The 14,274-nt window shown below is 38.5% G+C and carries 7 protein-coding genes; all 7 read left to right on the forward strand.

What is annotated here, in order from left to right; translation table 11 throughout:
* Positions 1 to 19 precede the first annotated feature (19 nt).
* The 7 genes from flgL to B8W84_RS01960 all read left to right on the forward strand — a co-directional run bounded on the left by flgL (position 20) and on the right by B8W84_RS01960 (position 14,173).
* Positions 20 to 1,513: a flagellar hook-associated protein FlgL gene (flgL, locus tag B8W84_RS01930; protein ID WP_094751656.1), complete on the forward strand. Its 1,494-nt coding sequence runs from the start codon at positions 20 to 22 to the stop codon at positions 1,511 to 1,513.
* 1 nt (position 1,514) lies between these two features.
* Positions 1,515 to 2,510, forward strand: coding sequence for a flagellin (locus tag B8W84_RS01935; protein ID WP_257797883.1), 996 nt, complete (start codon positions 1,515 to 1,517; stop codon positions 2,508 to 2,510).
* Between the two features lie 136 nt (positions 2,511 to 2,646).
* Positions 2,647 to 3,399, forward strand: a complete 753-nt coding sequence (gene pdhR, locus B8W84_RS01940; RefSeq protein WP_094751657.1) for a pyruvate dehydrogenase complex transcriptional repressor PdhR — start codon at positions 2,647 to 2,649, stop codon at positions 3,397 to 3,399.
* Between the two features lie 113 nt (positions 3,400 to 3,512).
* Entirely contained in the window at positions 3,513 to 6,176 is a 2,664-nt protein-coding gene (gene aceE, locus B8W84_RS01945; RefSeq protein WP_094751658.1) for a pyruvate dehydrogenase (acetyl-transferring), homodimeric type, read from the forward strand.
* A 134-nt stretch (positions 6,177 to 6,310) separates the two neighbouring features.
* Positions 6,311 to 7,858, forward strand: coding sequence for a dihydrolipoyllysine-residue acetyltransferase (gene aceF, locus B8W84_RS01950; protein WP_094751659.1), 1,548 nt, complete (start codon positions 6,311 to 6,313; stop codon positions 7,856 to 7,858).
* 328 nt (positions 7,859 to 8,186) lie between these two features.
* Positions 8,187 to 12,704: a glutamate synthase large subunit gene (gene gltB / locus B8W84_RS01955; RefSeq protein ID WP_094751660.1), complete on the forward strand. Its 4,518-nt coding sequence runs from the start codon at positions 8,187 to 8,189 to the stop codon at positions 12,702 to 12,704.
* Entirely contained in the window at positions 12,704 to 14,173 is a 1,470-nt protein-coding gene (locus tag B8W84_RS01960) for a glutamate synthase subunit beta (protein ID WP_094751661.1), read from the forward strand. The genes gltB and B8W84_RS01960 overlap by 1 nt, the downstream gene beginning before the upstream one ends.
* Positions 14,174 to 14,274: the final 101 nt, after the last annotated feature.

Below are 14,274 nucleotides of genomic sequence, written 5' to 3' on the forward strand. Positions count from 1 at the left end.
ATTTTCAAGAGAGGTAAGTATGCGTATTTCTAGCCAAGTTTTTTTCCAGCGTAATACAAAAAACATGCTTACCCATCAAACTCAATTGAGTGAAAAAAATATTCATTTAGCCACTCAAAAAAGAGTTATCAATGCATCGGATGATGCGGTTGCGATTGCGACTATTCAGCGTTTAAAGCAAGATGTGTCGGTTGCAGATCAGTATGTAAAAAATGGAGGAATGGCAGAAACTGCTAATGCATTAGAATCTATTTCATTAGCACAAACCACTAATATTTTACAACGTACCCGCGAATTAATGGTGACATCGGGTAACGAAACTTACAATGAAGAGGGGCGTGAAGCGATAGCTACAGAGCTAGAACATTTACGTGAAGAGCTAGTTGGGGTTGCAAATACTAAAGATGGCAATAGTCAGTATATATTCTCTGGTTTTGAAGTGGATATTGAACCGTTTCAAAAAAATGAATTTGGCACGGTTGAATATCATGGTGATGATGGTAATCGCTCTTATCAAATCGGCTCTGGGGTTGCTATTCAGGGTGGGGATCCGGGCTCTGCCATTTTTATGCAAATACCAGAAGGTAATGGTAGTTTTGTGGCCGAAGCCAATAATCATAATTCAGGATCGGGAGTCTTAGATGTTGCATCTATTATTGATACAAAAGTTGCAGATAAATTTCAAGGCCTAGATTATACGATTTCAATTAGTGATTCAATCCCGAAGGGTACTGAAAAATACTCGGTTTACAGCACAGCTAAAGAAAATGTAACGGGTGATGCTTCAATCAAAATATCTAAAGTAGATCTGACCGATGTAAATATTGCGAGTGTTAACCCTAATAGCGTTTATCCTGATGCGGGGAGTGATGTAGACATTGATTTTGTGGCAACATTAGTACCTGGTGAATTTGAAGTTCGCATCAATAACCAATCATCTTTGCCTAATATATATAATGCTAACAATAATGCACATCAAGAAATAACCATTAATGGAATTTCAATAGAAATATCTGGTATGCCAAACAATGGAGATCAATATAAGATCACAAAATATATTGAGCCGACAACTTATAAAGAAGGGCAATCCATTGAATTCAACGGTATAAAAACAAAATTAAAAGGTGAGGTGAATGAGTTCGATTCCTTTTCACTAAGACAAAGTGGCACTAAAGATATTTTTTCTACAATACAAGATGCCATTGATACATTACGTATTCCTGGAGATGCTGATGGGCCAACAGCGCAACGAGAAATGCGTTTAGATACGGTGCGTCATCAAATTGACAATGCAATGGGAAATATTTCTACCGTGGTGACTTCAGTTGGTGCGAGACGAAGAACAATTGAAAATCAACACGAATCGACAGTAGATTTTCAATTGAGTAATAAAAAAACATTATCTAATTTAGAAGATTTAGATATGGCTTCAGCGATCAGTGAATTCAAACTCCAGATGACAAGCTATCAATATTCAAACCGCAGTAACCGGAGTTACCGCAAAAGGTTATAATGTGGTTGAAGGCAAAGCCTTTGATGGTATAACGGTAACGGGTATTACAAATGGGTTAAGTATTCAAGTAGGTGATGGTGCAAATATTATGTTGGGTGCCACATCTTCAATGGATAATTTAGCAGAAACTATCAATCGTGATGTCAAAGGCGTGACGGCAAGTGTCGGGAAAGATGGGCGCTTAATTTTAAATAATGATACTGGATTTGCTATCACTGTGGGCGGTAATGTTGCAAATTCTGGTTTAGAGGCTGCGACTTTTGAAGGTTACTTAGGTTTAACCAGCCAAGATGGCGGTCCTATTGAAATTGGAGTTGGTAGTAAGGGCACAATCGGAGATAATACTGACACTAAAAAGTTTGGCTTTATGATCACAAATGGAAGCTCAGTATTAACCGATGCACCTAGTACCGGCGCACTGTTAGAGACGGACCGGATCAGTATTAATGGTGTTGAATTAATAGATTCAAGTGCGAGTACTATTGAAGATAAAATGGCTGCAATTAATAAATTAACCGATAAAACCGGTGTAACAGCGAGTGCGAGTCAACCTGTTGGAAAATTAATATTAACGGCTAAAGATGGTAGTGATATTGTTATTTCTAGTAGTGCTGGAACGGAAGCGGATAAAACGTTAGCACTTGCAAAATTAGGCATAAATGATGTTGGAGGCACCGCAGTTACAGAGTTGGGGTTAAGTGTGACAACGTCTAAAAAAGCGTCACAGAGTCTGGGTCGTATCGATATTGCATTGTCAAAAATATCTGAATCTCGTGCGGGATTAGGAGCAATTCAAAATCGATTAGGTTCCACTATTTCTAATTTAGAAAATGTATCGCAAAATTTATCTGCATCAAACTCTCGTATTCAAGATGCTGATTTTGCTGCGGAAACATCGAAATTGAGTAAATCTCAAATTTTGCAACAAGCAGGTACTGCTATGCTTGCTCAAGCAAATGCGAGCACTAAAAGTGTATTACAGCTTTTACAAGGTTAATTATGCAAATTAATTTATAATCGCTAATTTAGGCTTGTAAAATGGGTGAAACTTTCTTTGGTTTTTTAGGGAGTTGTTAATTTACCCGTTACAAGTAAATTGGTCCGACCATTTTGCAAAGAGTAAAAAGGTTGTTATGGCTTATCCAAAAATTAAGAAGCCTAAATTAGCTGATGTTATAGAAGATCGCATCGAAACTATGATTTTAGATGGTACGTTAGTTTTGGGTGAAAAGTTGCTTCCTGAGCGTGAACTCGCTAAACAGTTTTCTGTTTCTCGCCCTTCTTTGCGCGAAGCAATTCAACGACTGGAATGCAAAGGGCTTCTTATGCGTCGGCAAGGTGGTGGCACCTATGTGCAAATGCATTTACATGAGAAATTAGCAGATCCTTTGTTTGAATTGTTGAATTCAAATCCTAGGTCGCAATATGATTTACTGGAGTTTCGTTATGCATTGGAAGGCATCTCCGCTTATTTTGCTGCGCTACGTGGTAGTAGTGAAGATTTAAGTAAAATTAAAGATTGCTTTGATGCGATTGAATCTGCGCAAAAGAACAATGTTCTAGAATTAGAAATTCGTCAGGTTATTCGTTTTCATATCTCGGTTATTGAGGCTTCGCATAATGTTGTTTTTTTACATTTAGCGAGAGGGATTAAACCCTTATTGGAAAAAAACATTTCAGATAATATCAAACAGTTATATCGATTTCCTGAAGTGGCCAATAAAATTCATCATCATAGAGTACAATTATTAGATGCTATATTATCTAAGCGCCCATTGGATGCGCAAAATGCATCAGCACAACATTTAATATACATAGAAAAAACACGTTCGCTTATGTTAGAAGAGAAGGGCGAGTTAGGGTTATTACATTTAGATAAAAAGTAGTCATTTCGATTACTTATTACATGTTAATGCGTGTAGTGAATAATCGAAATAATTACTAAACCACCCACTTAGTCTTCGGATTAAGATTTTCAGTAATAGAGAAGGAATGTGTCATGAGTGACATTTTAAACAGTGATATTGACGCCCAAGAAACTTCAGAATGGCTTGACGCATTAGCGACGATCCTTGAAGATGAAGGCTCTGAGCGTGCACAATTTATACTTGAAAAAGTAATTGAAAAAGCACGTTCAGAAGGTGTTAATTTATCAAAGGGTATTAATACTAATTATATCAATACTATCGCCCTTAGTCAGGAACCTATGTATCCTGGCGACATTAAACTTGAGCAACGCATCCGCGCGATTATTCGTTGGAATGCTATCATGATTGTGATGCGCGCCTCAAAAAAAGAGCTTGATTTAGGTGGGCATATGGCCTCTTATCAATCAGCAGCTGCTTTTTATGAAGTATGTTTTAATCATTTTTTCCGAGCATCAAATGCCATTGATGGTGGTGATTTAGTTTATTATCAAGGGCATATTTCTCCCGGAATTTATGCTCGAGCATTTGTTGAAGGCCGTTTAAGTGCATCCCAATTAGATAATTTTCGTCAGGAGGTTGGTGGTGAGGGTTTGCCATCTTACCCACACCCTAAATTATTGCCTGAATTTTGGCAGTTTCCTACGGTATCGATGGGCCTAGGTCCTATTTCTGCTATCTATCAAGCACGTTTCTTAAAATACTTAGACGGGCGAGGTCTAAAAAAAACCAGTGCGCAGCGTGTTTATGCTTTCTTGGGTGATGGTGAAATGGATGAACCTGAATCAAGAGGTTCATTATCGTTTGCATCACGTGAAAAACTAGATAACTTATGTTTTCTTATTAATTGTAACTTGCAACGTTTAGATGGGCCGGTTATTGGTAACGGGAGTATTATCCAAGAATTAGAGGGTTTATTCACCGGCGCGGGTTGGAATGTTGTTAAAGTGATATGGGGCAGTAATTGGGATGCTCTATTGGCGAAAGATACCTCGGGTAAATTATTACAATTAATGAATGAAACGATTGATGGAGATTATCAAACGTTTAAATCAAAAGATGGTGCGTATGTACGCGAGCATTTCTTTGGTAAATATCCTGAGACAGCAGCCCTTGTTGCGCATATGAGTGATGATGAAGTTTTTTCTCTTAAGCGTGGTGGACATGATGTCTCCAAATTATATGCGGCGTTTAAAAATGCACAAGACACCAAAGGAAAACCTACAGTTATTCTTGCTAAAACAGTTAAAGGTTATGGCATGGGAGAAGCAGCTGAGGGGAAAAACATTGCTCATGGTGTGAAAAAAATGAAGCATGAGACGCTACTAAGCTTGCGCGATCGTTTAGGTTTACAAGATATTTTGAACGATGAAAAGGTTGCGACACTTCCTTATTTAACATTAGAAGAAGGTAGCGCTGAGCATACTTATCTACATGCACGGCGTGCGGAGCTTGAAGGTTATACACCTAAACGGTTAAAGAATTTCACTGAAAAATTAGTGGTGCCAGAATTAGATAAATTTGCACCTCTACTCGGTGAACAAAAACGTGAAATTTCAACCACAATGGCTTATGTTCGTATATTAAATACGCTACTTAAAGATAAAAACATTGGTAAAAACATCGTGCCAATTATTGCGGATGAAGCACGTACTTTTGGCATGGAAGGCCTCTTTCGCCAAGTGGGTATTTATAACCCTCATGGGCAAAAATATACTCCAGAGGATCGTGGTGTTGTTTCATATTATAAAGAAACCACATCAGGACAAGTCTTACAAGAAGGTATTAATGAACTCGGTTCAATGTCGTCATGGGTAGCTGCTGCGACATCATACAGTACCAATGATTTGCCGATGATCCCCTTTTATATTTATTATTCAATGTTTGGTTTTCAACGTATTGGCGATATGGCTTGGCTTGCTGGCGATCAGCAAGCGCGTGGCTTCTTATTAGGCGCAACTGCGGGTCGTACAACACTAAATGGTGAAGGGTTACAACACGAAGATGGACACAGCCATATTCAGGCAAATACTATTCCTAACTGTATTAGTTATGATCCTACTTTTGCTTATGAGTTAGCGGTTATCGTACAAGATGGTATTGCAAGAATGTACGGTGAAAAGCAAGAAAATGTATTTTATTATATCACTGTAATGAATGAAAACTATGCGATGCCAGCGATGCCAGAAGGTGTAGAGGAAGGTATTCGGAAAGGTATTTATAAATTAGAGTCTCATGCTGGAACGGTTAAAGTACAGTTATTAAGCTCCGGCTCTATTATGAATGAAGTGCGTACTGCGGCGAAAATACTAAGTAAAGAATATAATATTGCTTCGGATATTTTCTCTGTCACCTCTTTTAATGAGTTGACTCGTGAAGGGCAAGACATTGAACGTAAGAATATGTTGCATCCTGAAGAAAATGCACTAATACCTTATATCACGCAAGTACTCGGTAACGAAGCAACAATTGCGACTACCGATTATATGAAAAATTATGCAGAGCAAGTGCGTGCATACATTCCGTCAAGTACTTATAAAGTGTTGGGTACCGATGGATTTGGACGTTCTGATAGCCGTGCTAATTTACGTATGCATTTTGAAGTTAATGCCAGCTACGTTGTGGTTGCTGCACTTTCAGAACTTGCTAAACGAGGTGAAATCAAAGCATCTGTTGTAACAGAAGCGATTGCTAAGTTTAATATTGATACAAATAAAATTAATCCTTTATTTGCATAACCATCTTGAAAATACTTAAAGTTAAGTTTGTCGTTAATATGATTAATGTAAATGTAAATGTAAAAAATTGCGGATATTAATACATATTCGACTAACCTTAACTTGAGTATTAGCGTGTTTTTAGGAAAACTATTATGTCTGAATTAAAAGAATTTTTACTCCCTGATATTGGCTCTGATGCTGCTGATGTTACTGAAATATTAGTGTCGGTTGGCGATATGGTCGAAGAAGATCAAGATGTTATATCTCTAGAAGGTGATAAAGCGTCAATGGATGTCCCTGCTGCATTTGCGGGTAAAGTTGTTGAAATTAAAATGAGTGTAGGTGATAGTGTTTCAGAAGGTCAATTAGTGCTTATTATTGACGTTGCAAGCGAAAATACATTAACTGACACCAGTGTTTCCGAGGAAACTAAAATTGATACAACCGTATCAAGTGTAGAAATAGTTGAAATTTGTTTGCCGGATATTGGTGGGGATGAAGTTGAAGTCACTGAAATATTAGTTTCTGTTGGTGATAGTATTGAAGCCGAACAAGATATTTTATCGGTTGAAGGTGATAAAGCGTCAATGGATGTGCCAGCACCTTTTGCAGGTATAGTAAAAGAAATTAAAATTGTGTTGGGAGATAAAGTCTCTGAAGGCACTTTATTATTCATGCTTGAAGTACAAGCAAGTGGTAAGTCGGTTGTCTCTGAGTCTCCGGTTAAAGAGGCGTCTGTTGTTGCGCCTAACGTTGAAGTTGTTGTGCCAGTTGAAGAAAAAATAGGGGGCGAAATTAAAGCGTCTCCATCAGTTCGTCGTCTTGCTCGTGAGTTGGATTTAGAACTTTCGGGTATTGGTGCGACGGGCCGTAAAGGTCGTATCACTAAAGAAGACGTTCAAAATTATGTCAAGCGTCAGCTACAAATTGCTAAGAGTGGTGGAACGGGTAACGGTCTACAAGTATTAGCGTATGCTAATGTTGATTATTCTAAATTTGGCGAAGTGGAAATAATACCACTATCTCGTATCCAGAAAATCTCGGGTCCAACACTACATCGTAATTGGGTTACTATTCCACATGTAACGCAATTTGATGAAGCGGATATCACAGAGTTAGAAGTATTTCGTAAAGAGCAAAATGCGATTGCAGTAAAGCAAGATCTTGGGCTTAAAATTAGTCCGCTTGTCTTTATGATGAAGGCTGTGGCTAAAGCATTACAACAATATCCTAATTTTAATTCAACACTCTCTACCGATGGCGAAAATATTATATTAAAAAAATATTTCAATATTGGTATTGCGGTAGATACACCAAAAGGCTTAGTGGTTCCTGTTGTGCAAGATGTTCTTAATAAAGGTATCTATGAGATTTCTCGTGAATTAGGCGAAATCTCTAAAAAAGCAAGAGCGGGTAAGTTAACGGTTAAAGATATGCAGGGTGGTAGTATGACTATCTCCAGTTTAGGCGGTATTGGTGGTACACAATTTACACCGATCGTCAATGCACCTGAAGTCGCTATTTTAGGTGTTTCTAAATCAGCCATTAAACCTGTTTGGAATGGTAATGAATTTAAACCGCGTTTGATGGTGCCATTAGCATTATCTTATGATCACCGTGTTATAGATGGGGCCGATGGTGCTCGTTTTATTACCGCCATTAATAATTATTTAGCAGATCTACGGACTTTGATCTTATAAACGAATGCTGAGTTTCAATATGTATGTAAGAAGATACATATAGAATACGGGTAATATTTTATAAAGAATGTCATATGATGAAACGGTAGGATGTAGTAATCGTCTCATCTATAAAATTACCGAATAACACATTATTTTGTATCGGTTTGTGGTATTGCGCGCTTTATTTATATAAAAGATCACCTTTTTATTCTGCTAGAAAATAGTCTTACGGACAAAATTCAATGTTGTGTGTCTTTTGTTGTAATCAATAAAAGACACACAACAGAGCGCAAAACATCAACGATTGATATTAAACGTATTTTTTTGTTTTATGAAGGATGTATATATGACTAAAAAAGAGCAGAATGCTCAAGGCCTCTATGTGCCAGAAATGGAACATGATGCCTGTGGTATTGGCTTTATTGCCCATTTAAAAAACAAGAAATCACATGTAATTGTGACGCAAGCATTGGATATGCTTGCCCGTATGGAACATCGAGGGGGTCAAGGTTGTGACCCTTGTAGTGGAGATGGCGCTGGCATTTTATTACAAAAACCCCATGAGTTTTTAGTTAATGAAGCTTTAAAAGTCGGTCTTAAATTACCGAAAACGGATCAATATGGAGTTGGCTCCATTCTTTTTCCTAAAGATATAAATCAACGCTCTCAATGTCGAGACATTTTAGATCGTAGTGCCGCGTATATAGGATTAGAAGTGATTGGCTACCGTGTGTTACCTACCGATAACAGCATGATAGGTGCAGATCCCTTAAGTAGTGAACCTCAATTTGAGCATCTGTTTGTGACCGGTGGCGCGCAAATGTTACCAGCAGAATTAGAGCGTAAGCTATTTGTTTTACGTAATTACTCTACCCGCATTTGTTTAGAGTCTGTTTCAGGTATTGAAGATAATTTTTATATTAATACCTTCTCATATAAAACATTAGTATATAAAGGCCAGCTAACTACAGAGCAAGTTCCGTTGTATTTTTTGGATTTAAAAAATCCAAGTATGGTGACAGCACTCGCTTTAGTTCACTCTCGCTTTTCAACGAATACATTCCCACGTTGGCGTTTAGCCCAGCCCTTTCGTTATATTGCGCATAATGGCGAAATTAATACCGTACGAGGTAATATTAATTGGATGAAAGCCAGAGAGGCTCTTTTAGAGGCTGAGTTTTTTAGCGAATCTGAGCTTGAGATGTTAATGCCCATTTGTACCGAAGGAATGTCTGATTCTGCAAGTTTTGATATGGCGCTTGAATTATTAGTCTTATCGGGGCGCAGTTTGCCACATGCGTTGATGATGATGATCCCCGAAGCATGGCAAGAAAATAAGGACATGGAGGAAAAGCGTCGCGCTTTTTATCAATATCATGCCAATATAATGGAGCCTTGGGATGGGCCTGCGTCGATTTGTTTTACGGATGGGGTGCAAGTTGGGGCTACACTCGACAGAAATGGATTACGTCCGTCGAGATATTGTGTGACTAAAGATGACATTTTGATAATGGCATCTGAAACGGGTGTCGTTGATGTCCCCCCTGAAAATATTAAATTACTGGGCAGGTTACAGCCGGGTCGTATTTTTGTTGCTGATTTAGAGCAAGGTCGGATAATTTCTGATGATGAAATAAAATCTGGCGTAGCAGGGCAACAACCATATGCTAAGTGGTTAACGGACAATTTAGTAAGATTAGAGACACAACCTATACCTATAGAAAAACACCTGCAACCAAATGATGCTCAACTACTGCATCGATTACAAGCCTTTGGAGTAAGCTCTGAAGAGGTTATTGATATCATTTTGCCGATGCTTAGCGATGGAAAAGAGCCCTTAGGTTCAATGGGCGCTGATTGGCCGTTGGCTGTCTTTTCACATCAATCCCAGCATCTTTCTCATTATTTTAAGCAACTTTTTGCACAGGTAACCAACCCGCCCATCGACTCTATTCGTGAGCGAATGGTTATGTCTTTAACAACTTATTTAGGAAAAGATCAAAATTTATTAGCGGAAACGCCTCTGCATTGCCATAAAGTCGAATTGAGCTCTCCGCTTTTAAGTAATGTTGAATTACAAAAAATAAGTGCATTAGATCATAAACATTTACAAGCTAAAACCCTCGACACGCTTTTTTTAGCAACGGGAAAAATAGGCAATTTGAAAAAATCATTAGCGCGTATTTGCCGTTATGCCGAAGATGCAGTGCATGATGGTTATTCTATTATTATTTTATCAGATCGTAATGCAAACTCGGATCATGCCGCGATTCCTGCGATGTTAGTGACGGGGGCTGTGCATCATTATTTAATCCAACGCGGGCTGCGTGCACTCTGTGATTTAGTTGTTGAAACGGGCGATGTTCGTGAAACACATCATTTTGCCACCGTAATTGGCTACGGGGCATCTGCGATTAATCCTTATTTAATAGAAGAGATAATTGTTGATTTACAATCTAAAAATCGATTAGAAAAAGATAAAACAGTAGCAGATATTTTTGTTTCTTATCAGCAAGCGATCGATGCTGGTCTATTAAAAATATTTTCTAAAATGGGCATTTCAACGATTCAATCTTACCAAGGCGCGCAAATATTTGAAGCTTTAGGTATTAGTAAAAGTGTGGTGGATGCTTACTTTAAAGGCACAGTTACGCGCATTGAAGGCTTAAGTATTGACGATATTGCAACGGAAATATTAGTGCGACATCGTTTTGCTTATCCGCTTCGTGAAATACCGTTGCAACGTTTAGATGTGGGGGGAGTTTATCAGTGGAAGCAACACGGCGAAAAGCATTTATTTAACCCAGAGACTATTTCTTTACTACAGCAATCAACACGTAATAAAAACTATGCTCAATTTAAGCAATATGCAGCAGCGGTTGATGCTCAAAGCGAAAATGCAACAACCTTACGCAGTCAATTTGAATTTGTTGTTAACAAAAATGGCCCTATAGACATAGATAAAGTGGAATCTGCACAAAAAATTCTACAGCGGTTTGCAACGGGTGCAATGAGTTTTGGCTCTATTTCTCATGAAGCACATTCGACTCTTGCTATTGCGATGAATCGTATTGGTGCAAAATCTAATTCGGGAGAAGGCGGTGAAGATCCGCAACGTTTTTTTGTAAAAGAAAATGGCGATTGGGAGCGCTCTGCTATTAAGCAAGTGGCATCAGGACGTTTTGGTGTAACCTCTTATTATTTAACTAATGCTGCTGAAATTCAAATTAAAATGGCCCAAGGTGCTAAACCGGGTGAAGGAGGACAGCTTCCCGGACACAAGGTGGATGATTGGATAGGGCGTACGCGTCATTCGACTCCCGGTGTGGGTTTAATCTCTCCGCCTCCACATCATGATATTTACTCAATAGAAGATCTTGCTCAATTGATATTTGATTTAAAAAATGCCAATAGAAAATGTCGAATAAATGTGAAACTAGTTTCAGAAACGGGTGTTGGCACTATTGCTGCGGGTGTTTGTAAAGCAAAAGCAGATGTTGTGTTGATTGCTGGTTTTGATGGTGGTACGGGTGCATCGCCTTTATCCTCGATTCGGCATGCAGGTCTGCCTTGGGAATTGGGCCTAGCGGAAACACATCAGACATTAATGAAAAATGGTTTGCGAAATCGCATTGTGGTACAAGCAGATGGACAGATGAAAACACCTCGGGATTTAACCATTGCCACATTACTCGGTGCGGAAGAGTGGGGGGTGGCAACCGCAGCTTTGATTGTTGAAGGTTGTATAATGATGCGAAAATGTCATTTAAATACTTGCCCGGTAGGTATTGCGACACAAAATAAAACATTACGTGAACGTTTTGATGGACGTGTTGAAGATGTTGTTACTTTATTTCAATATTTAGTGCAGGGTATGCGTGAAAATATGGCAATGTTAGGTTATGCCACGATCAACGAGATGATTGGACAAACACAAAGTTTAAAAGTCCGTGACAATATTAAACATTGGAAATATAAAAATTTAAATTTAAATACCTTACTTTTTAAAGAAAAAGTGCAAGATAATGATGGTTGTTTTAATCAAAAACAACAAGAGCATTATTTAAAAAATGTATTAGATCGGAAATTAATCAAACTCGCCAAATCAGCACTTGAAAAAGGTGACGCTGTAAGGGGTGAGTTCGTCATTACAAATACAGATCGTAGTTGTGGTTCAATGCTCTCAAATGAAATTTGTAAAGTGTACCGAGATAAAGGCTTGCCATTAGCCATGCAAGTTAAATTTATTGGCTCTGCAGGGCAATCTTTTGGTTGTTTTCTGACTAAAGGTGTCGAATTTACGGTGGAAGGCGATGCTAATGATTATTGGGGTAAAGGTCTTTCTGGTGGGCAACTTGTTGTTTATCCGCATCGTAAAGTGAATATTATTGCTCACGATAATATTATTGTAGGCAATGTTTGTTTCTATGGTGCCACCTCTGGTGAATCATATATTAATGGTATGGCTGGAGAACGTTTTTGTGTTCGAAATTCGGGTGCGGAAGTGGTTGTCGAAGGCATTGGCGACCATGGTTGTGAGTATATGACCGGTGGAATAATGATAAATTTAGGTTGTACAGGACGTAATTTTGCCGCAGGAATGAGTGGTGGAATTGCTTATGTTTACGATCTAGACGGTACGTTTGAAGCTAACTGTAATCTCGAATTAGTGGACTTAGAGCCTTTGGAGGAAAGCGATAAAATATTAATCATCTCTAAAATTCGAAAACATTTTACATTGACTAAGTCGGCTCTTGCCGATCATTTTTTGAGTTCTCCTGATGTGAGCCTTGCTCAAATGATTAAGGTTATGCCCCGCGATTATAAAGCCGCATTATTAGCACGTAATAAAGGAGGAGTATAATGGGGAAAGTGACAGGATTTTTAGAATTAGGCCGTGAGTTGCCCAAAAAAATAAGTGTTGCTGAGCGTCTTAAAAACAATAAAGAATTTGTTAAAATGGATGAATTCAGCGATAAAATTATGGGTCAAGCTTCTCGTTGTATGGATTGTGGCGTACCTTTTTGTCATAACGGTTGCCCGATTGGTAATGATATTCCAGAATTTAACGATGCGGTTTATCGAGATAGTTGGGAAGAGGCTTGGCATATATTAAATTCCACCAATAATTTCCCTGAGTTTACTGGTAGAGTTTGCCCTGCACCCTGTGAAACATCCTGTGTTCTTGGTATTAATCAAGATCCTATTACAATTTGTAATCTTGAAAAAATGATAGTAAAAACGGCTTATAAAAATGGTTACGTTAAACCAAAAAGTCCAACGGCTCGTACGGGTAAAAAAATTGCGATTATTGGCTCTGGGCCTGCAGGTCTGGCTGCTGCCGAGCAATTAAATAGTGCTGGACATTTTGTAACGGTTTATGAACGAGACGAAAAAGTGGGAGGGTTATTACGTTTTGGCATCCCTGATTTTAAATTAAGCTCAGATATTATTGATCGTAAAGTTGCGCTACTTGAAGCTGGTGGAATAAAAATGGTAGTTAATGCGCATGTAGGTGTTGCGATTGACGCTTGTGAATTACGCAAGAAATTTGACGTAGTACTTTTGACTGGAGGGGCAACGGTGGCCCGTGATTTACCGATTGATGGACGTGAATTACAAGGTGTACATTTTGCGATGGAATACTTAGCGCAAAATAATCGGCGGGTGAATAATATGGATTTAAAAACACCTGAAATATATGCTAAAGGCGATCATGTGATTGTTATCGGTGGTGGTGATACGGGATCCGACTGTGTTGGTACTGCAAACCGTCACGGTGCAGCCTCTGTATTACAAATTGAAATAATGCCTATTCCTGCTGAAAAACGCACCGTAAACATGCCTTGGCCATCCTATCCAATGATTTTAAAAACAACGTCATCACATGAAGAAGGAGTAGATAGGAAATGGTCTATTCTCACTAAATATTTTAAAGGTGATGCCCAAGGGCGAGTCAAAGAACTTATTATTGCTGATATAGAGTGGCAAAGTGCATTACCAGGTGAGCGCCCTACGTTTAAGGAAGTGGCAGGCTCGGAGCGTAGCGTACCTTGTACGAAAGCCTTTTTAGCGATGGGATTTTTATATCCTGAGCCAAAAGGTATTATAACACAATTAAATATTGAGCTTAATGCGCAGGGTAATGTACAAACCTCAAACTTTCAAACAAGTCAAACGGGGATTTTTGCCGCGGGAGATATGCGTACAGGACAATCTTTGATTGTACGGTGTATTAACGAAGGGAGGGAGTGTGCTCGGGCGATAGATTTTTATCTAATGGGTAATTCAAATTTAGAGTGTATGTCTAGTTCTTTGATTATCTCTGATTAGTGCACTCCATACAATAAGCAAAGGATGGTTATATCTTTTGCTTATTGTATGGAGATGTCTTAAATATTGTATGTCTAGTTCTTTGATTATCTCTGATTAGC

The organism is Psychromonas sp. CD1, from assembly GCF_002239585.1.
Lineage (GTDB): Bacteria > Pseudomonadota > Gammaproteobacteria > Enterobacterales > Psychromonadaceae > Psychromonas.